Here is a 20388-nt window from a genome sequence, read left to right on the forward strand (position 1 = left end):
CCGTCATCCCCGCGAAAGCGGGGATCCAGGAGTCCGCAGAACGAATGCTGTGGAAACGTCCTGGACCCCCGCTTTCGCGGGGGTGACGGCTAAGTGGTTGGATCCGTTGAACTTACCATGGCATTGGATGTGGGGAGCGGATTGCGCCGTCCGCCTCCATTCCCCAAAAGAAGCCCTTTACTGGGGATGGGCGTGGCCGCCGCCCTCATGGCCGCCCTGATGTCCGCCGCCATGACCGCCCTGGTGCCCGTCATGCGGTGCTGTGGCGCCGGCCGGTCCCATGGCGCCCGCGCGTTCCACGGAGACCTCGGCCGTGACGGCGCCGGCCTTCTCGAAGGTCAGCGTCAGGGGGAAGCGGCTGCCGACGGTCAGCGCCTGCTTCATGCCGATCAGCATCACGTGGGTGCCGCCGGGGCGCAGCGTGACGGAGCCGCCCGCCGGGATGTCGATGGCCGGGACGGCCTGCATGACCATCACGCCCTTGTCCATGCTGTGGGTGTGCAACTCCGCCCGCTCGGCGACCGGGCTGGAGGCGCCGAGGAGGCGGTCCGCCTCGCTTCCGGAGTTCTTCAGCGTGACGTAGGCGGCGCCCGTCGGTGCCGAGGCGGTGCCCGCCCGCGCCCAGGCCTCCGTCACCGCGACCGTCCCGGCGGCGGCGGCCGTTCCGGCGGACAGCGGCAGGAGGAGGGCGGCGGCGAGGATGGCGCTGCGGGCGGCGTTGCGGCGGGTCGTCATGGGGGTCGGCCTCGGCTTGTGGTCTGGCGGAGGGCGCGGTTCCCCGGTGTGAGGGGGATTGGCCGCGCTTCCGGTGGCCGCACCTTATCACGGCGCTGGAGGGCGTCCAGAGCCGTCCCGTCGGGCGGGATTCATCCTTCATTAAGGAAGACGGCGGAACATGAGGGCTGGTTTCTCCGTGCCGCCGTGCCTTCGCGCGGGGCCGCAATCCGGGACAGGGCCCATGGACCTCGGCAACCTCGGCCTTTTCAAGCTGATGTCGCGCAAGATGGGATGGCTGACGCAGCGCCAGGAGGTGCTGTCGCAGAACATCGCCAACGCGGACACGCCGGAGTTCAAGGGCAGGGACCTGAAGCCCTTCTCCTTCCGCGACGCCCTGTCGGACGGACGGCGCATCCAGCCGGCGGCGACCAACGTCGCCCACCTCCAGGGCACGCGCGGCCCCGGCGGTATGGACAAGGAGCAGCGGGTCCGCAACCCGTACGAGACCGCGCCCGACGGCAACAACGTCGTGCTCGAAGAGCAGATGCTGAAGGTCAGCCAGACCACGATGGACTATCAGACCATCACGAACCTGTACAAGAAGCAGGTCAACATGATCAGGACCGCCATCCGCAGCGGCGGCGGCTGAGGGCGCTAAGGAGAGGGCACGGCCATGGATCTCTACAAGGCGATGGCGGTTTCGGCCGCCGGCATGAAGGCGCAGGGCACCCGGCTGAAGGTGATCGCGGAAAACCTCGCGAACGCCAACTCGACCGCGGAGACTCCGGGCGACCTGCCGTACCGCCGCAAGGTCGTCGTGTTCCAGAACATGATGGACCGCCAGATGCAGGTGGACACCGTCCGGGTCGCCAAGGTGGACCTGGACAAGAAGGATTTCGAGCGGCGCTACGACCCCTCGCACCCCTCGGCCGACGCCGACGGCTACGTGCTGCTGCCGAACGTCAACTCGCTCGTCGAGGCGATGGACATGCGCGAGGCGCAGCGCAGCTACGAGGCGAACCTCAACGTCATCGACAGCTCGCGCCAGATGCTGATGCGCACCATCGACATCCTGCGCACCTGACGCCCGCACACCCGCACCCGCACGCGACACGCCTCCAAGGAAAGGGAGCCGATCCCATGGTCAACGCCATCAACGCCGCCGCCGCCTACGCCAACACGGCCGCCAAGACCGCGGGAAGCGGCATGGCGCCGCGCGAGGGCCTGTCCTTCGGCGAGGTCCTGCAGGACGCGGCCAAGGACGCCATCGGCACCATGCAGAAGGGCGAGAAGATGACCGGCCTCGCCGCCGTCGGCCAGGCCGACCTGACCGACGTGGTGCAGGCCGTGACCAACGCCGAGGTCACGCTGCAGACCGTGACCAGCGTCCGCGACAAGGTGCTGAGCGCCTACCAGGAAATCCTGCGCATGCCGATCTGACGGCGCGCCCGGACCAGACATCCCAGCCCTGAACCAACAGCCATGACCGAGACCGACGTCATCGAGATCTGCCGGACGACCATCGTCACGCTCTGCATCGTGATGGGGCCGATCCTGGTCATCATGATGCTGGTCGGCACGGTGATCTCGGTCTTCCAGGCCGTCACCCAGATCAACGAGCAGACCCTGTCCATGGTGCCGAAGCTGCTGCTCACCTTCGGCCTGTCGATCCTGCTGATGCCCTTCATGCTGGGCGAGATGACGGAGTTCTTCCAGCGCGAGGTCGCCGACCGCATCGTCGCCATCGGCGCCGCCTCGCCCGGCAGCCCCGGGGCCGGCGGCTGACGCCCGCCGCCCGCCAGACGCCGCCCTTCGCCCCAGCCATGCCCCTTCGCGGATGAACGCCCTCCAGCAGCTCCTGGGCGAGCAGATCTTCGTCTGGCTGCTCGTCTTCATGCGGGTGGGCAGCGCCTTCATGGTGATGCCGACGATCGGCGATGCCTTCGTGCCGGCGCGCGCGCGCCTGCTCTTCTCGCTGGTGGTCAGCGTGCTGGTGGCGCCGGTGCTGGCGGGGCAGCTTCCCCCCATGCCGGACCAAGTGTTCCGCCTCGCCGTGCTGCTGGCGGGGGAGATCACGGTCGGGCTGTTCCTCGGCACGGTGGCCCGGCTGCTGATGAGCGCGCTGGAGGTGGCGGGTGCGGTGATCGGCGTGCAGGCCGGCCTCGCCAACGCCCAGGTCTTCAACCCGGCGCTGGCGAGCCAGGGGTCCCTGCCGGGCGCGCTGATGGGCTGGCTCGGGCTGCTGCTGATCTTCATCACGAACATGCACCACCTGCTGATCCTGGCGGTGGTGGACAGCTACGCGATGTTCGTGCCCGGCGCGCCGCTGCCGGTGGACGACATGGCGAACGCCATCGGCCAGCTCGTGGCGCGCAGCTTCCTGATCGGCGTGCAGATGTCGGCACCCTTCCTCATCACCGGCATGCTGTTCGCGCTGGCGCTCGGCCTCTTGAGCAAGATGGCGCCGCAGATCCAGATCTTCTTCCTGTTCAACTCGCTCCAGGTGGCGCTGGGGCTGCTGCTGTTCGCGCTGACGCTGGGCGCGATGATGGCCTTCTGGCTCGGCCATTTCGAATCCGCCTTCGTGGAATTCCTCAAACCCATCTGACGGGAGGGTCCGGCCTTGTCCGAAGATGCGGATGAGACATCAAAAACAGAAGAACCGACACAGAAGAAGCTGGACGAGGCCCACAAGCAGGGCCAGTTCCCGACCAGCCGCGAGGTCGCGAACTGGCTCGCGGTCGCGATCATGCTGGTCCTTCTGGTGTCGGTGATCCCGGGGACCATGACGGGGCTGGCGCAGCGCCTGCACTTCTACCTGGAGCAGTTCAACGAGCTTCCCATGGACCGGGCGGGCGTGGGGGCCGTGCTGCGGCGCGTGGCCTACGACATCTTCTGGACGCTGTGGCTGCCCATGCTGCTGTTCTTCATGGCCGCGGTGATGAGCTCGATCGTGCAGACGGGCTGGCACATGTCCTGGCAGCTGCTCGTGCCGAAGTTCGAGAAGCTCAATCCGCTGGCCGGGCTCCAGAACATGTTCAAGCCGAGCACGCAGGGCGTGGAGCTGCTGAAGGGCATCGCCAAGATCGCCGTGGTGGGGATCGTCAGCTACCTGGCGCTCCAGCCGATGATGCATTCGGTCGAGCATTTCATCGGGCTGGACCTCATGCGGCTCGTGCTGGAGATGGAGGACCTGACCTACCGCCTGCTCGCCGGGGTGCTGGCGATCCTGACGGTGATCGTGGGGGCGGACGTCTTCTGGCAGCGCCACACCTACAGCCAGAAGATGCGGATGACCAAGCAGGAGGTGAAGGACGAGCACAAGCAGTCCGAAGGCGATCCCCAGGTCAAGGGGCGCATCCGCCAGATCCGCATGGAGCGCGCCCGCACCCGCATGATGGCGGCGGTGCCGGGTGCCGACGTGGTGGTCACCAACCCGACCCACTACGCCGTGGCGCTGAAATACGACCCCGACACGATGGCGGCCCCGGTCGTGCTGGCGATGGGCGTGGACGCCGTGGCGTTGAAGATCCGCGAGGTGGCGACGGAAAACGACATTCCCATCGTCGAGAACCCGCCTCTCGCCCGTGCGCTATACGCCACCTGCGATATCGACGACGAGGTGCCGTCCGAACATTATCGTGCGGTCGCGGAAGTGATTACCTATGTTTTCAAGCTGAAGCGGCGTCCGGTTCGGACCTGAGGGGCAAGCGGCCCGTCGGGGCCGGCCGGAACGCCGAGGCGGTGAAGCGCTTTTGGGAGTTCCGGTGGACGAAACCTCATTCAACGACATCGGCCGTGCCCGCTCCCGCGCCGGTTCCGTGGGCGGTCCGGTGGGCGGCTTCGCCGACGGCGGGCCGGGCGGGACGCTCGCCCTGTTCGGGCTGGGGCTCCTGCTGCCGGCCGGCCTCGCCCTGGTCGCCGCCGGGCTGCTGCTGGACCAGGAGGCGGTCGCCTGGGCGGGCGGGCTCGCCGCCACCGTCGGGGCGGTGGGGCTGGCGGTCCGGCTCATCGCCATGCACCGCCGGGTGAACCGGTCGGGCGCGTTGCTGACCGGCGCGCTGGAGGGCTTGAGCGCCGGGCAGCTCGTCTGCGACGGCGGCGAGCAGCCGGCCTTCGTCAACGCCGCCTTCCGGGAACTCACGGGCTGGGTCGAGGGCGCCTCGGCGCTCGACACGCTGGAGCGGCAGTTCGCGGGCGATCCCGACAGCCTCGCCGAGTTCCGGCACCTGCACGAACGGGTGCGGGCCGGAAGGTCGGCGACGGCGGAGCTGATGGTCCCGCGCGGCGACCGCCCGCCGGAGTGGCGGCGCGTCCGCGCCATGCCCATCGCCGGCTTCCCCGGCGCCGTCCACTGGCGGGTCGAGGACATCACCGCCCGGCGCGAGCTGGAAATGGTGATGAACCGCGAGCAGGCCAAGCTCGTGGACTTCATGGACCATGCCCCGGTCGGCTTCTTCTCGGTGGACGAGGACGGGCGCTTCGTCTTCGCCAACGCCACCCTGGCCGGCTGGCTCGGAGCCTCGCCCTACGAGCTGATGGAGGGCGACCGCTTCCTGCACGACGTGCTGGCCCACCCGCCGGCGGGTGCGGCCCCCTACGACCTGATGGAGGGCGGCGGCACCGACCAGCGCGGCGAGGTGACCATGCGCCGGCTCGACGGCAGCGTGTTCGAGGCGTCGGTCGCGCAGACGGTGGTGCGGGCCGAGCAGGGGGGAGCGGTGCACACCCGCTCCGTCGTCCGCGACCTGACGCCGGAGCATGAGTGGCGGAAGGCGCTGCACATCTCCGAGCAGCGCTTCCAGCGCTTCTTCGAGGAAGCCCCCATCGGCATCGCCCAGGTGAACGAGTCCGGGCATGTGGTCGAGTGCAACGAGGCCTTCGCGACGCTGATCGGCTGCAACTCCGCCGCGGTGGCCGGCCGCCCGATGGCCGACCTGATCGTGCCCGACGAGCGCGCCATGGTGGCCGAGCGGCTGCAGGCCGTGCTCGGCGGCGCCGACCCGGCGGCGCCGCTGGAGGTCCGCCTGTCGGTCGGCCGGGAGCTGATGGCCCAGCTCTACGCGCGCCGGCTCAACGCCGTGGGTGCCGAGGGCGGGGCCGGGCTGATCCTGCACTTCATCGACCTGACCGAGCGCAAGAGCCTGGAGGCGCAGTTCGCCCAGTCGCAGAAGATGCAGGCGGTGGGCCAGCTCGCCGGCGGCGTGGCGCACGACTTCAACAACCTGCTGACGGCGATGATCGGCTTCTGCGACCTGCTGCTGCTGCGGCACAAGCCGGGCGACCAGTCCTTCAGCGACATCATGCAGATCAAGCAGAATGCCAACCGGGCGGCGAACCTCGTCCGTCAGCTCCTGGCCTTCTCGCGCCAGCAGACCCTCCAGCCGCGCATCATCAGCGTCACCGACGTGCTGGCCGAACTGGCGAGCCTGATGCGCCGGCTGATCGGCGAGAACATCGAGCTGAAGATGATCCATGGCCGGGACCTCGGCCTCGTCAAGGTGGACCAGAACCAGCTGGAGCAGGTGATCATCAACCTCGTGGTCAACGCGCGCGACGCCATGCCCGGCGGCGGGCGGCTGACCATCGTCACCTCCAACCACAAGGTCGAGCGCGCCGAGCGCCGTGAGCATGAAACGGTTCCCCCCGGCGACTATGTCCTGGTGGAGGTCATCGACACCGGCACCGGCATCCCCAAGGAGAACCTCCAGCGCATCTTCGAGCCCTTCTTCTCCACCAAGGAGGTGGGGGCGGGCACCGGCCTGGGCCTTTCCACCGTCTATGGCATCGTGCGGCAGACCGGTGGTTTCGTCTTCGTCGATTCCGAGCCGGGGGAAGGGGCGAAGTTCACCATCCTGCTGCCGCGCCACCAGGGCCAGCCCAAGCCGGTCGAGGCCGAGCCGCGGGAGCGCCGGGGCAGCGATCTCACGGGTTCCGGCACCATCATGCTGGTGGAGGACGAGGACGCCGTCCGCGTCTTCTCCGCCCGCGCCTTGCGCAACAAGGGCTACCATGTGCTGGAGGCCCGCAACGGCGAGGCGGCGCTCCAGCAGCTCGGCCCGGACGGGGACGGGGTGGACCTGCTGATCACCGACGTGGTGATGCCGCAGATGGACGGCCCGACGCTGGCCCGCCACGTCCGCGAGAAGCGTCCGGACATGAAGGTGATCTTCATTTCCGGTTACGCCGAGGACCGGTTGGGCGAGATCGACGGCGTCGAGGTGGCGCATTTCCTGCCCAAGCCCTTTTCGCTGAAGCAGCTCGCCTCGAAGGTGAAAGAAGTGATGCGCGGAGCCTGACGGCTCCCCATATAAGGGCCGGCCCCGGAGAGGGGCCGGCAACCCCTGCAAACCCTCAATCCACCGTTTCCTCCGCCGCTCCCGCGCAAGCGGGAAACCGGGCGTTCCAGGGCCTTTTTCCGCCTTTTTCGAAGGGGGAGGGAGTTCCTGTTTCCGTTCCGGAAGAGGAGAACATCACGAGAACGTTTTCCCTTGGCGGAGGAGAACAAAACTGGTACGATGTGCCCCGTTGCAAGAGAACAGACCCTGTGGTCTAAGAAGGGGGGCCGGGCATGTCGTCCGCACAGCTTCGTTTGGTCGAGAAGGATTCCATGGATAAGCAGAAGGCCTTGGATGCCGCGCTGAGCCAGATCGAGCGCGCTTTCGGCAAGGGCTCGATCATGAAGCTCGGTGCCCGGGACACGTCGGTCGAGACCGAGGTGGTCTCCACCGGCTCGCTCGGCCTGGACATCGCGTTGGGCATCGGCGGCCTGCCGCGCGGCCGCATCATCGAGATCTACGGGCCGGAAAGCTCGGGCAAGACCACGCTGGCGCTGCACGCCATCGCCCAGGCCCAGAAGGCCGGCGGCACCTGCGCCTTCGTGGACGCGGAGCACGCGCTGGACCCGTCCTACGCCCGCAAGCTCGGCGTGAACATCGACGAGCTGCTGATCTCGCAGCCCGACGCCGGCGAGCAGGCGCTCGAGATCGCCGACACGCTGGTGCGCTCCGGTGCCGTGGACGTGCTGGTGGTCGACTCCGTCGCCGCCCTCGTGCCGCGCGCCGAGCTGGAAGGCGAGATGGGCGACAGCCACGTCGGCCTGCACGCCCGCCTGATGAGCCAGGCGCTGCGCAAGCTGACCGGCTCCATCTCCAAGTCGAACTGCCTGGTGATCTTCATCAACCAGATCCGCCTGAAGATCGGCGTGATGTTCGGCAACCCGGAGACGACGACCGGCGGCAACGCGCTGAAGTTCTACGCCTCCATCCGCCTGGACATCCGCCGCATAGGCGCCATCAAGGACCGCGAGACGGTGGTGGGCAACCAGACCCGCGTGAAGGTGGTGAAGAACAAGATGGCCCCGCCGTTCCGCGTGGTCGAGTTCGACATCATGTACGGCGAGGGCGTGTCCAAGGTCGGCGAACTGCTCGACCTCGGCGTGCAGGCCGGGGTGGTGGAGAAGTCCGGCGCCTGGTTCAGCTACGACGGCACCCGCATCGGCCAGGGCCGCGAGAACGCCAAGACCTATCTGCGGACCAACAGCGAGGTGGCCGACGCCATCGAGGCCAAGATCCGCGGCAACGCCGGCCTCGTCGCCGACGCCATGATGGGCACCCCGGAAGCCGACGGCGAAGCCGCCACGCCGGAGTGATCCTTCAAATCAGGTCCTGAACGACGAAAGCCCCTCTCCTCGCGGAGAGGGGCTTTTTTCGTGGCCGTTTTCAGCGCCCGTACCGCGGCGGCGCGGCCGGGCACCGACGATGCCTCAATGGTGGCCGGCGTGCTTCTGGCCCGTGGGGTTCTTCGGATCGATGACCGACACGTTCGTCATCATGCCGATGTCCTCATGCTCCAGGATGTGGCAGTGGATCGGGAAGGTGCCGGCAAATTCCGTGTATTTGGTCAGGGCCTTGTAGCCCTTGGCGCCGGCGATCATCGTGTCCCGCCATTGCGGGGTGCTCAAGGACTGGCCCTCCACTTCCGTCACGAGGAACGGATTGACGTGAATGTGGAAGATGTGGGCGAAATTGATGCTGTCGGGGCCGGGGCTGAAGACCTGCCATTCCTCCACCGTGTCGATCCGCGGCTGGAACATCACGCGGCCGGGGCAGAACAGCTCGCCATTGACGTAGAACTTGAACGACGGGCAGGCGTCCGGACGGTAGGAGGGAAACTGGTTCCCGGTTCCCGGCGGGGCCTGTTCGGGCACTTGGGCGACCGTGAACTCAAGATAGCGTTGCGCCGATGGCTTCTGCGACAAGACGTCGGGCACGATGGGAGCGGGAAACGGTCCCGCCGGAAGCGGCATCGGCTTCGGATCGCCGGACACCTTCACCGTCAGCAGGACGGTGCTGCCATTGCTGTCGAAAGGCGATTCCACCATCCTCCCGCCGATCTCGAATCCGGCGGCGATGTCGACGTAGCCGCCCACCAGCAGGGTCAGGGCCTGCGCCTTGTCCGGAGCCTTCACCAGCACGTCCGCGCGGCCGCCGGGGACGAGGTAGACCGCCTGCACCGTCGCCGGCTTCGTGAAATTGACACCGTCCACCGCGATGAGCTGGAGCGGGACGGCCGATCCGTCGGCGGCGGTAAGCTGGACCTTCGCCAGGCTCGCGAAGCCCGTGTTCACGAAGCGCCAGCGCTGCACCTCGCCCGGCTGCATCGGCATGGTCGCGTTGACGGTGCCGTTGAGGCTCCAATCCGCTTTGGCCGTGCCGCTCCAGAGCGCGTCGAAGTCGGGCAGGGTGCCGTCCGGCGTGAGGGCCACCTGCTGCAACAGCATGACCCGTTCGGCGGCGGCGGCGATCTCCGGCACCGCGTCGATCGTGCCCGGCCCGCCGTCGATGACCAGGGCGCCGGCCGCGCCGCTCGCCACCTGGACCGCGACGGACCCGTGCCGATGGGGGTGGTACCAGAAGGTGCCCGGCGTGTGATCGGTCAGCTCATAGCGGTAGGTCAGGCTGCCGACATAGCTGTCGGGGCCCTGCGCGTAGGATTCGGCGGTGCCTTCCGGCAGGATCTCGATGTAGACGTTGTCGCTCACGCCGTTCGGCGACACGTGCAGGCCATGGGTGTGCAGGTTGGTCGTGTTGAACTGGCTGGGAATGTTGATGATGTGCGGCGCCGCCTGGTCGGGGTTGAGGCCGAGCCGGTTGACCACCGTGACCTGGTAGGTCCCCGTCTGCCCCATGCGCAGCGTCGGGCCGAAGGGGGCTCCCTCGTAAACCCGCAGGTTCTTCGCGTCGCGGTCGCCGATGGTGAAGCTGCCCGGTTTCATGGTCAGCGTGGACGGCGGCCCACCCGCGGCCAGGGGGATGCTCAGGGGTTGGGGGAAGCCGTGCGCGGTGAGGGCCGCCGTGGGTGCCTGTGTGGGTGCCCGAACCGCCGCCGGACGTTCGCCCGGCGACCGCATGAGGCTGCCAAGCGCGCCCGGATGCGGGGCGTGCGCATGCCCCTGCGCCATGGCCGGCGGCACCGCCGCGGCGGCCACCAGCGCGGTGCTGCCGAGCAGAACCGAACGGCGCGACACATCCACGCGAGACAGATCAGAACCCGACATGCCCAACCCCCCAAGGAGTAATCCGAAGGAAGAGCATATCAAGATAATCACTCTTGGAAAGGGTTTGCCCAAGTAGGCTTGCAAGCGCTGGGAAGCAATCCTGCGGCTATGGCTTCCCTTTCGGGAAAGAAGATGGGGAAATGCCACCCTCGGCGTTCCCGTAATCAGGCTCCCCGGCGCGGGTAAGCCCAGCGGTCGAAGGCGAAGCCCCAGCGCGCCAGCACGTCCGGTGCGGCATCCGCCGTCCCGGCGTGATGGCGCCGCCGGTAGCCGCGGAGCCCGTCCAGATAGCTCTCGAAGGCCGGGCGCGCCTCGGCGAAGGATCCCAGCCGCAGGCGGTCATACAGGGATTCAAGCTGGCCGAGCGGGTCGGCGGTGAAGTCTTCGTAACGGATCTCCGCGAAGCGGTCGGGCGGCAGCCCGGCCGTGTCCCGGTCGAAGCGCTCCATCATGCGCGGGTAGAGGTCGAGCACCAGCCCGTCCACCGCCGCCGGGTCGTGGCGCTGGAGGGCGAACTCCCGCAAGAGCGTGCGCAGCATGCGGCCGGTGGAGGCGTAGACCTCATAGGGGTCGCGGTGGATGTGGACGAAGGCGGCGTCCGGCCACAGGGCGCGCAGATGCGCGACCTTGGCCGTGTGGGCGGGGTTCTTCACCAGCAGGCGCCGCCCGCCGTGCCTGAGTTCCAGCTTCGCCAGGAAAAGGGCGAGGCAGCGGCGCCAGCGTTCCAGCGCCTCGGGCGCGCAGTCCTCGAACAGCACCCCCTGGCGGAAGGCCGGCTCCAGGCGCTTGGGGAAGAAGATGCCGTGATAGTAGGACAGCGGCTGCATCAGGGCGAGCGCCAGCTCGTCCTCCTGCGGGGCGTCGGGGGTGACCGGCATGCGGTCGATGATGCGGTCCGGCGGCAGCCAGTCCTCCAGACGCGTGCGCCAGAACAGGCTGAGGCCGAGGACGCTCCAGGGCAGCCCGACGTCGAGCGGCGTCGGGGCGGCGAAGCGGGGATCCTGGCTCAGCACGTTCAGCAGATGGGTGGTGCCGCTGCGCCAATGGCCGAGGATGAAGAGCGGCGGCGTGGCGCCAGCCTCCGGCCCCTTGCCGGCCTCGCGCCCCACCGCCCGCCGCTCCAGCAGGTCGAAGGGGGTGCGGATCGCGGCGCTCCCCAGGGCCGTCGCCACGCGGTGCAGCTGGAGCGGCGCCACGCCGCCGCCCTCGCGCAGCACGGCGGCCAGCGTGGCCGGGTCGGCGCCCGCCAGCGGGTGGAAGATGCGGTGGGCGCGGCGGCGCAGCCAGGTCTTCATGGGCTCCTGCCCTGTTTCAGGTTCGCCGCGGTGGTGCTGGACGGCCGCGCCAGGGCGCCGGCGGACCGGACGGGGCCGGGCGCGGCGGACGCCCCGGGCGCGCCCGCCGGCTGGACCAGCGGTACTGGGGATCCTCTTCCAACAGATGGAGATGGTCGGAGATCCGGTTGCGCTCCAGCCAGCCGCCGGCGGCCTCCAGCTCGGCGAGCGTCATCTCCGAGCGCGCCTTGCCGAGAACCCGCTTCAGGACGGCGTTGTAGGCGTGATAGCCGACCGGCCCGGTCGTCACGAGGTTGTTGTCCTCGTCCTCGATCACCTGGGCCGCGACCATCTGGCCGATCCGCTGGCGCAGATGGTGCTCGACCGCACTCGGCGTGAGCGGCAGGTCGCCTTGCGCGGGCGCCTGCCGCCGGTCGGCGTCCTGGGCCGGCGCGCCGAAGTCCGGCCCCGGCGCAACCTGGGAGAAGCTCAGCGCCGTGGCGTTGGACTCCAGGGGCACGATCTCCGGTTCGCGTTCCTGCCCGTCCGCCGGTTCGAAGGGCAGCTCATGCTGGTTGCGCCGGGCGCGGATCATGGCGCGCGTGCCCTGCTGGGTCTCGATCATGCGCCGGAACTGCTCGAACAGCGGGTCGCAGGGGTGATAGACCACCGCGGACTGGCGCTCGTAGTCGCCGGCGTGCGGATCGACCCGCGTGGCGCGCGCGATGGCCTGTTCCAGCCAGGGGCGCGAGCGGATGTGGGTGAGGCAGGCGACATGGCTGATCGCCGGGCAGTCCATGCCCTCGTAGGCCATGGCGACCGAGACGAGGACGGCCGGCTCGGCGCGCATGCGGAAGGCGGCGACGGTCTCCTGCGCGTCCTTGTGCTCGGAGATGGCCAGCCGCACGGCCCGTTCCGCCTGCGCGCCGGGCATCCAGCCGCGCAGGGTGTCGAGATACTGGCGCGCCGTGGTCTGGTCCGGGGCGATGACCAGCAGCTTGCCCAGCCCCTTGGCGTCGGCGTCCGCCGCCTTCAGCTCGGCGCGGCGGCGGGCGCGGTGGTCGCGGCAGGCGCGGTAGGCCTCGCGCAGCATCGCCGTGGCGAAGCCCGTGCGCAGTGCCGTGAAGAGGGCCGGGCGCATCCGCTCGCCCGCCTGCGACAGCGCGTCCACCGCCTGTTCCCGGCGCGCGGCGTCGAGCCAGCTGGCCGTGCCGTCCATCGCCCCGAAGGTCACGGGCAGGATGGCCTTCTCCGCCAGCGCCTGCCGGCGCGAATAGCCGACGATGGCCCAGCCCGGCGCCTTGAAGTCGATTTCCCGGACCTTGCGGACGCCCCGCGCCGGGCGGTAGGGCAGCCAGAGGATCGGCTTGCCGTCCGCCCGCTCCAGCGTGCCGCTCATCAGCAGCCGCACCTCGGCGCAGTCCAGCAGGGGCAGGATGGCGCGGCTCCAGCTCGTCTCCTCCTCGGCGGGGCCGCCGTTCTCCCCCTCGGCCCCGGCGGGCAGATGGTGCAGCTCGTCGATGGCGACGAGGTAGCGGTGCCGCTGGAACTCCTGAAGGTGCAGGTCCGGCGCCGCCGCGATGGCCTGGTAGGTCGTGATGTAGCCCTGCATACCCCGGCACAGGTCGCGCCCGTTCTCCGCCGCCCGCAGGGCGACGCCGTGCCCCAGCGCCTCGCGCCACAGCGGGTCCACGAAGGCCTCCTCCGCCTGGAGCCGCAGGCTGTCGCGGGGGACGATCCAGCAGACCCGGTCGATGCGGCCGGCACGGATCAGCTCCGCCGCCATGATCACCGGCAGCAGGCTCTTCCCCCCGCCCGGCGTGACCGCCGCCAGCACGTCGCGCAGGTCGGTCTGCCCGTCGGCGATGGCCCGCGCGATGTCCGAAACCAAACGCTGGTGCGTCCGCAACCGCCGCATCCGCCCGTCCCACCCAGCCGCGAAGGAACGGGCAGACTACGCGCCGGTGAGTCCTCAAGGCACGGATTCAATCGTAGGTATAGATACCCCATACGGCGGGCAAGGTCGCGGGCGGGTTACTCTTGTGTGCAGTACGGCTTCGTATGTGCGACCGCACATCTCTTGTTCCTATATGCAATCGCGTATAAAGTCTCTTTATGCGCGCTCGCGCATAGCTCGCCGAGAGATCGACTTTCCGTATGGACAGAAGAAGGGCAGGTCCCATGGACCTCATCGCACGCAGTCCTCAGCAGATCGGGAACGCTTTGCGCCGGTTCCGGACGGAACGCTCGCTCCGCCAAGCCGACCTTGGCGCGATGGCCCGCTTGCAGCAGGCCACGGTTTCCAAGCTGGAAGGCGGCAATCCGGAAGCCCGCCTGCAAACGCTCGCGGATGTCCTGGCAGCGCTCGACCTGGAACTGGTGATCCGGCCAAGGACGAAGGCTGACCCCGCGGACATCGAGGATCTGTTCTGATGCCGCGCTCCGGCGCGGCCGCATCCCTCAACCTGCTGCTCAACGGGCGGCTCGTGGGGCGCCTGCGCCGCCAGGCGAGCGGTGCCATCGACTTCCGGTACGACGAGGGCTGGCTGGGCTGGGAACACGCCATCCCGGTCTCCCTGTCCTTGCCGTTGGACGACCGGCGCCACATCGGCGCGCCGGTCATCGCCGTCCTCGACAACCTGCTTCCCGACAACGGCGCGATCCGCCGGCTTGTGGCCGCGCGCTCGGGTGCGGAAGGGGACGACGCCTACAGCCTTCTCGCGCGGATCGGACGGGATTGCGTCGGCGCGCTCCAGTTTCTCCCCGACGGATCGGAGCCCGGTCCTGCGGGCGCCGTGGAGGGGCGCGCCGTGGACGAAGCCGAGATCGCCGGGATGCTGCGCAACCTCGCGCAAGCTCCGCTTGGTGCCGGCCACGAGGAGGGGTTCCGCATCTCCCTTGCCGGTGTTCAGGAAAAGACCGCACTTCTGCGCCACGAGGGACGCTGGCTGATCCCGCATGGCACGACCGCGACGACGCACATACTCAAACCGTCCCTCGGGGTGCGGAGCGACGGGCTGGACCTGTCGGCAAGCGTCGAGAACGAGTATCTCTGCCTTCGCCTCGCCGAGGCCATGGGGCTGCCGAGCGCTGCGGCGGAGATCGCCATGTTCGAGGACCGTAAGGTGCTCGTGGTCGAGCGGTTCGACCGGCGTCGGACAAGGGATGGGCGTCTGCTGCGCGTGCCCCAGGAGGATTTCTGCCAGGTGTTCGCGGTCCACCCAGCCGCGAAGTACGAGGCCGACGGCGGTCCCCGCATCGTTCGGATTCTCAACCAGCTTGGCGCGAGCGACGAACCGGAGGGAGACCGCAAGCGGTTCCTGAAAACCCAACTGGTCTTCTGGCTGCTGGGCGCGACGGACGGGCACGCGAAGAACTTCAGCCTGTTCCTGGGCTCCGGCGGCCGGTTCCGCCTGACTCCGCTCTATGACGTGATGTCGGTGCAGCCCAACGTCGATGCGGGTCAAATCCCACGCAACCGGTACAAGCTGTCCATGGCCGTCGGCGCCAAGCGCCATTACGGGATCGAACGGATCGCTCCGCGCCACTTCCGCCAGACCGCATCCCTTGGCAACCTGCCCGCCGCGATGGTCGAGGAAATCCTGCAAAACGTGATCGTCAGCGCCCCGAAAGCCATCGACCAGGTTCTCGGCACTCTTCCCCCCGGCTTTCCGGAGGCGCTTGCGGAAGCGGTCGTCGGCGGAATGCGCTCGCGCCTGCGCATCATGGAGCTGGATGAGGACGGGGCTCGGGATGCCGTGCCCGGAGACTAAGACGCCCGTTCCGGATCCTCACCGCTTCCCCTCGGGCTCCGGCGGCCACCAGTCGAGATCGAGGATCTGATCGACCGTGTAAGGACAATTGACGGGGATCGTCTCCGCGGCGTCCAGCTCGTCTTCATCCATGAGGCCAGCGCGGGCCAAGCGCCGGCCAAGCGTCCAGGCATCGGCGAGCATGTCTTCAAGATGCTCGGGCTGTTTCAGGCTGGGGTTCATCTCCAGCCGGGATTGCAGCTCGACGCGCTGGTTCAGAACGGCCCTCCGCCACCTGCGGCGTGGCTCGTCGTTGAGCGAATGTTGCAGTCTCAGCAGATGTTCGACGGTCCGCAGGAGAGCGGTCTGAACGGCGTGCCGCTGCTCGTTCCCCAGGCCCTCGATCTCCTCGACGAGGTTATCGAGGTCCAGGTCGATGTTGCGCCGCCAAGCGCCGGAGCCGCCCGGCCTGATCCTGTGTCCAGGCGAAGAAGTCCGTGTCGTAGAGCGTCATGATCGTCTCCTCCGGCAAGGAATAATGCGCGTTGAGAGGTCCTTGTTCAACGTCGGGCTCCCGTCTACGAGGACCCGGCCTTCGGAATGGATTCGTACCGAATAGCGCGACGTACCGCTTGACGCTACGCTAGCGGCACGCCACGATACAGCGTGATCAAGACCTTCGCCGACAAGCGGACTGCCGCCATCTTCTCCGGGATCGTCACCAAGGGCATCCCGGCGGACGTGGTTCGGCGTGCCGGGGCGAAGCTCCAGCAGATTGACGCGGCGACGGGGCTCGACTTCCTGCGGGTGCCGCCCGCGAACCATCTTGAACTCCTGAAGGGCAGGCGTGCCGGACAGCACAGCATTCGCGTAAACGGGCAGTGGCGCATCTGCTTCCGGTGGGCCGATGGCGACGCCTACGATGTCGAGTTCTGCGATTACCATTGAGGAGGTTTCGATGAGCATCCGCCGCCAGGACGTCGAAGCCGGCCGCGTCGATTTCAGCGATGTGGCCGAACAGGGCACAGCCCCTCTCGATCCGATCCATCCGGGCGCCATCCTGCGCCACGACTGGATCGAGCCGCTCGGGCTCAGCGTCTACCAGCTGGCCCGGAACCTGGGCGTGGAGCGTTCGCGCCTCAACGACATCGTGCTCGGCCGGCGGTCCATCACCGCGGACACGGCCTTGCGGCTGGCGCGCTATTTCGGGACCGACGCGCAGAGTTGGCTGAACCTCCAGAGCCGGTACGACCTGGAGGTCGCCCGCCGGGCCGCCGGGCGCCGGATCGAGGAGGAGGTGCGGCCGCGCGCCGCGTGACCGGCCCATGATTTAAAGTCACGTGCTCCTGCGCGACGCCAGCATCCGCCCCGTTTCCACGCCAAATCCTCACTCCGAAAGCGCAAACCCCTTCGGACAACCCGTCCGGGTGGCGTGCTGTGGACAGGCTGGCCGAGTCACGTTAAAAGCAGCCGTTCGGTCGCGTCTGGCCGAGCCCTGAGTTCCGGAGCCTTGGACAGCCCTATGCAGACCGCCAACGATATCCGCCGCACGTTTCTGGACTATTTCGGCAAGAACGGCCACCGGGTGGTGGAATCGTCGCCGCTGGTGCCGCGCAACGATCCCACGCTGATGTTCACCAACGCCGGCATGGTGCAGTTCAAGAATGTCTTCACGGGCGCGGAAACGCGGCCCTATTCGCGGGCGGTGACCTCGCAGAAATGCGTGCGCGCGGGCGGCAAGCACAACGACCTGGACAATGTCGGCTACACGGCGCGCCACCACACCTTCTTCGAGATGCTCGGCAACTTCTCCTTCGGCGACTATTTCAAGCCGGACGCGATCGAGTTCGCCTGGAACCTCATCACGAAGGAATACGGGCTCCCCGCGGAGAAGCTGCTGGTCACGGTCCACACCTCGGACGAGGACGCCGCCGGGCTGTGGCGCAAGATCGCCGGCCTGTCGGACGACCGCATCATCCGCATCCCGACGGACGACAATTTCTGGCGCATGGGCGACACCGGCCCCTGCGGCCCCTGCTCCGAGATCTTCTTCGACCACGGCCCGAGCATCGCGGGCGGACCTCCGGGCTCGGCCGACCAGGACGGCGACCGCTTCATCGAGATCTGGAACCTCGTCTTCATGCAGTTCGAGCAGCGCGGGCCGGGCGACCTGATCCCGCTGCCCAAGCCGTCCATCGACACCGGCATGGGGCTGGAGCGTCTGGCGGCGGTGCTGCAGGGCAAGCACGACAACTACGACATCGACCTGATGCGGGCGCTGATCCTCGCCTCGGCCGAGGCGACCAAGACCGATCCGGACGGCCCGCACGCCGTCTCGCACCGGGTCATCGCCGACCATCTGCGTTCCTGCTCCTTCCTGATCGCCGACGGCGTGCTGCCCTCGAACGAGGGGCGTGGCTACGTGCTGCGCCGGATCATGCGCCGCGCCATGCGCCACGCCCACATGATCGGCGCGCGCGAGCCGCTGATGCACCGCCTGGTGCCGGCCCTGATCCAGCAGATGGGCGATGCCTATCCGGAGCTAGGCCGCGCCCGCGCCCTGATCGTGGAGACGCTGAAGCTGGAGGAGACCCGCTTCAAGCAGACGCTGGAGCGCGGCCTGGGCCTGCTGGAGGACGAGCTGACGAGGCTTGGCGCCGACCAGCCCTTGCCGGGCGAGGTCGCCTTCAAGCTCTACGACACCTTCGGCTTCCCGCTCGACCTGACGCAGGACGTGCTGCGCGGCCGCAACCGCACGGTGGACGAGGACGGCTTCACCGCCGCCATGAACGAGCAGCGCCGCAAGGCGCGCGAGTCCTGGGCCGGCTCGGGCGAGGCCGCGACCGAGAAGCTGTGGTACGAGCTGCGCGACGAGCTGGGCGCCACCGAGTTCCTGGGCTACGACGCCGAGGTGGCGGAGGGCAAGGTGACCGCCATCGTCAAGGGCGACGGGCGCGTGACCGAGGCCGCGACGGGCGACCAGGTGCTGGTCGTCGTGAACCAGACGCCCTTCTACGGCGAGTCGGGCGGCCAGGTCGGCGACACCGGCGTGATCCTCTCGGCTGGCGGGGCGGAATTCACCGTCTCCGACACGCAGAAGAAGCTGGGCGCCGTCTGGGCCCATGTCGGCACGGTCATCAAGGGCACGCTGAAGGTCGACGACGTGGTGGAGCTGCGCGTGGACACGGAGCGCCGCTCGGCCATCCGCGCCAACCACTCCGCCACCCATCTCCTGCACGAGGCCTTGCGCCGCCGGCTGGGCGAGCATGTCACCCAGAAGGGCTCGCTGGTCGCCCCCGACCGCCTGCGCTTCGACATCAGCCAGCCCACCGGCCTGACGGCCGAGGACATCGCCGCGGTGGAGGACGAGGTCAACCGCCGCATCCTCGCCAACAGCGAAGTGGTGACCCGCCTGATGTCGCCGGACGAGGCGAAGGAGCAGGGCGCCATGGCGCTCTTCGGCGAGAAATACGGCGACGAGGTCCGCGTCGTCTCCATGGGCGGGCGCGACGCGCACGCCAACAAGGAGTTCTCGGTCGAGCTGTGCGGCGGCACCCATGTCCGCCGCACCGGTGACATCGGGCTGATGAAGATCGTGTCGGAGAGCGCGTCGGCCGCCGGCGTGCGCCGCATCGAGGCGCTGACCGGCACGGGCGCCAAGGCCTGGCTGTCCGGCCGCGACCATCTGCTGGCCGAGACGGCCTCGGCCCTGAAGGTCCGGCCCGAGGAGGTCCCGGCCCGCGTCGCGGTCCTGGTCGAGGAGCGCCGCCGGATGGAGCGCGAACTGGCCGAGCTGCGCCGCCAGGTGGCGCTGGGCGGCGGCGGTCCCGGCCATGGCGGCGGCGAGACCAAGGACATCGGCGGCGTCACCTTCGTCGCCCGCGTCATGGAAGGCCTGTCGGCCAAGGACCTGAAGCCCATGGCCGACGAGCTGAAGAAGCAGATCGGATCCGGCATCGTGGTGCTGATCGCGGCGAACGAGGGCAAGGCCTCCCTCGTCGTCGCGGTGACGGAGGACCGCACCGCCAGCTTCAGCGCCGTGGACCTTGTCCGCGTCGGCGCCGAGGCCATGGGCGGGAAGGGCGGCGGCGGCCGTCCGGACATGGCCCAGGCCGGCGGTCCGGACGCCAGCCTCGCCCCGGCTGCGGTCGAGGCCATCGAAAAGGCGGTTGCCGCGAAGGCCGGCTGAGGCCGCCAAGGGGAAGGGACGAGGCATGCGCTTCACCGGAACGGACAGCTACGTCGCCACCGAGGACCTGATGGTGGCGGTCAACGCCGCCATCACGCTGGAGCGCCCCCTTCTCGTGAAGGGGGAGCCCGGCACCGGCAAGACCGTGCTGGCGGTGGAGATCGCCCGCGCCCTGAACCGGCCGCTGATCCAGTGGCACGTGAAGTCCACCACCGAGGCGCAGCAGGGCCTCTACGAGTATGACGCGGTCAGCCGGCTGCGCGACAGCCAGCTCGGCGAGGCCCGCGTCCACGACATCTCCAACTACATCGTGCGCGGCAAGCTCTGGGAAGCCTTCGAGGCGCCGAAGCCGCCCGTGCTGCTGATCGACGAGATCGACAAGGCCGACATCGAGTTCCCCAACGACCTCCTGCTGGAGATCGACCGGATGGAATTCCATGTCTACGAGACCAAGCAGACGATCAAGGCGAAACGCCGGCCCATCGTCGTCATCACCTCCAACAACGAGAAGGAGCTGCCGGACGCTTTCCTGCGCCGCTGCTTCTTCCACTACATCCGCTTCCCCGACCGGGAGACGATGGAGCGCATCGTCGAGGTGCACTACCCCGGCCTGAAGGCGGACCTGCTGCGCGAGGCGATGGCACTCTTCTACGACCTGCGCGACGTGTCGGGCCTGAAGAAGAAGCCCTCCACCTCGGAGCTGCTGGACTGGATCAAGCTTCTGATGGTCGAGGACGTCGATCCGGAGACCCTGCGCGCCAAGGATCCCCGCCGGCTGATCCCGCCGCTCTGCGGAGCCCTGCTGAAGAACGAGCAGGATGTCCATCTGCTCGAACGTCTGGCCTTCACCGCCCGGCGCGACGGGCGCTGATGCGGGCTTGACCGTGGCACCGGGGG

The 20388-nt window shown here is 68.7% G+C and carries 19 protein-coding genes; 14 read left to right on the plus strand and 5 right to left on the minus strand.

The window, feature by feature from the left end; translation table 11 throughout:
• Positions 1-177: 177 nt before the first annotated feature.
• Positions 178-735, minus strand: coding sequence for a copper chaperone PCu(A)C (locus JUB11_RS15330; RefSeq protein WP_207459438.1), 558 nt, complete (start codon positions 733-735; stop codon positions 178-180).
• A gap of 223 nt (positions 736-958) precedes the next feature.
• On the opposite strand from JUB11_RS15330, the gene flgB reads away from it, so the two are divergent.
• The 8 genes from flgB to recA all read left to right on the plus strand — a co-directional run bounded on the left by flgB (position 959) and on the right by recA (position 8368).
• The gene (gene flgB, locus JUB11_RS15335; protein WP_207459439.1) at positions 959-1366 is read left to right on the plus strand and encodes a flagellar basal body rod protein FlgB; all 408 of its coding nucleotides are present in this window, start codon (positions 959-961) and stop codon (positions 1364-1366) included.
• A gap of 24 nt (positions 1367-1390) precedes the next feature.
• Positions 1391-1801, plus strand: a complete 411-nt coding sequence (gene flgC, locus JUB11_RS15340; RefSeq protein WP_207459440.1) for a flagellar basal body rod protein FlgC — start codon at positions 1391-1393, stop codon at positions 1799-1801.
• Positions 1802-1857: 56 nt separating this feature from the next.
• Positions 1858-2157: a flagellar hook-basal body complex protein FliE gene (gene fliE, locus JUB11_RS15345; protein ID WP_207459441.1), complete on the plus strand. Its 300-nt coding sequence runs from the start codon at positions 1858-1860 to the stop codon at positions 2155-2157.
• A 42-nt stretch (positions 2158-2199) separates the two neighbouring features.
• Positions 2200-2502 carry a flagellar biosynthetic protein FliQ gene (locus JUB11_RS15350; protein ID WP_207459442.1) on the plus strand — a complete coding sequence of 101 codons (303 nt, stop codon included), beginning with the start codon at positions 2200-2202 and terminating at the stop codon, positions 2500-2502.
• A 52-nt stretch (positions 2503-2554) separates the two neighbouring features.
• Entirely contained in the window at positions 2555-3325 is a 771-nt protein-coding gene (gene fliR / locus JUB11_RS15355; RefSeq protein ID WP_207459443.1) for a flagellar biosynthetic protein FliR, read from the plus strand.
• Between the two features lie 15 nt (positions 3326-3340).
• Positions 3341-4420: a flagellar biosynthesis protein FlhB gene (flhB, locus tag JUB11_RS15360; RefSeq protein ID WP_207459444.1), complete on the plus strand. Its 1080-nt coding sequence runs from the start codon at positions 3341-3343 to the stop codon at positions 4418-4420.
• 64 nt (positions 4421-4484) lie between these two features.
• The gene (locus JUB11_RS15365) at positions 4485-7016 is read left to right on the plus strand and encodes a PAS domain S-box protein (RefSeq protein WP_348771436.1); all 2532 of its coding nucleotides are present in this window, start codon (positions 4485-4487) and stop codon (positions 7014-7016) included.
• 272 nt (positions 7017-7288) lie between these two features.
• Complete coding sequence (gene recA / locus JUB11_RS15370; protein WP_207459445.1) at positions 7289-8368, plus strand: recombinase RecA; 1080 nt, start codon at positions 7289-7291, stop codon at positions 8366-8368.
• Positions 8369-8482: 114 nt separating this feature from the next.
• Here recA and JUB11_RS15375 read toward each other — a convergent pair whose 3' ends face one another.
• From JUB11_RS15375 to JUB11_RS15385, 3 genes are all read right to left on the minus strand, one after another.
• Positions 8483-10276: a multicopper oxidase domain-containing protein gene (locus JUB11_RS15375; RefSeq protein ID WP_207459446.1), complete on the minus strand. Its 1794-nt coding sequence runs from the start codon at positions 10274-10276 to the stop codon at positions 8483-8485.
• Between the two features lie 164 nt (positions 10277-10440).
• Entirely contained in the window at positions 10441-11571 is a 1131-nt protein-coding gene (locus tag JUB11_RS15380) for a sulfotransferase (protein WP_207459447.1), read from the minus strand.
• A gap of 16 nt (positions 11572-11587) precedes the next feature.
• Entirely contained in the window at positions 11588-13468 is a 1881-nt protein-coding gene (locus JUB11_RS15385; protein WP_207459448.1) for a DEAD/DEAH box helicase family protein, read from the minus strand.
• A gap of 263 nt (positions 13469-13731) precedes the next feature.
• Between JUB11_RS15385 and JUB11_RS15390 the strand changes: the two genes are divergently transcribed.
• Together JUB11_RS15390 and JUB11_RS15395 are read left to right on the plus strand one after the other, a co-directional pair.
• Complete coding sequence (locus JUB11_RS15390; RefSeq protein ID WP_207459449.1) at positions 13732-13983, plus strand: helix-turn-helix domain-containing protein; 252 nt, start codon at positions 13732-13734, stop codon at positions 13981-13983.
• A complete protein-coding gene (locus JUB11_RS15395; RefSeq protein WP_207459450.1) occupies positions 13983-15323 on the plus strand; it encodes a type II toxin-antitoxin system HipA family toxin in 1341 nt (446 codons plus the stop codon). The genes JUB11_RS15390 and JUB11_RS15395 overlap by 1 nt, the downstream gene beginning before the upstream one ends.
• An 18-nt stretch (positions 15324-15341) precedes the next feature.
• Here the strand turns inward: JUB11_RS15395 and JUB11_RS15400 are convergent, their stop codons facing one another.
• A complete protein-coding gene (locus JUB11_RS15400) occupies positions 15342-15776 on the minus strand; it encodes a DUF29 family protein (protein ID WP_207459535.1) in 435 nt (144 codons plus the stop codon).
• A 192-nt stretch (positions 15777-15968) separates the two neighbouring features.
• Here JUB11_RS15400 and JUB11_RS15405 point away from each other — a divergent pair, with 192 nt between their 5' ends.
• From JUB11_RS15405 to JUB11_RS15420, 4 genes are all read left to right on the plus strand, one after another.
• The gene (locus JUB11_RS15405; protein WP_207459451.1) at positions 15969-16250 is read left to right on the plus strand and encodes a type II toxin-antitoxin system RelE/ParE family toxin; all 282 of its coding nucleotides are present in this window, start codon (positions 15969-15971) and stop codon (positions 16248-16250) included.
• Between the two features lie 10 nt (positions 16251-16260).
• Positions 16261-16620 carry a HigA family addiction module antitoxin gene (locus tag JUB11_RS15410; RefSeq protein ID WP_207459452.1) on the plus strand — a complete coding sequence of 120 codons (360 nt, stop codon included), beginning with the start codon at positions 16261-16263 and terminating at the stop codon, positions 16618-16620.
• Positions 16621-16824: 204 nt separating this feature from the next.
• On the plus strand, positions 16825-19491 hold the full coding sequence (gene alaS, locus JUB11_RS15415) for an alanine--tRNA ligase (RefSeq protein ID WP_207459453.1): 2667 nt from the start codon (positions 16825-16827) through the stop codon (positions 19489-19491).
• A gap of 25 nt (positions 19492-19516) precedes the next feature.
• Complete coding sequence (locus tag JUB11_RS15420; protein ID WP_207459454.1) at positions 19517-20362, plus strand: MoxR family ATPase; 846 nt, start codon at positions 19517-19519, stop codon at positions 20360-20362.
• The last annotated feature ends 26 nt before the right edge of the window (positions 20363-20388 follow it).

The organism is Azospirillum sp. SYSU D00513 (genome assembly GCF_017356015.1).
Classification (GTDB): domain Bacteria; phylum Pseudomonadota; class Alphaproteobacteria; order Azospirillales; family Azospirillaceae; genus Azospirillum.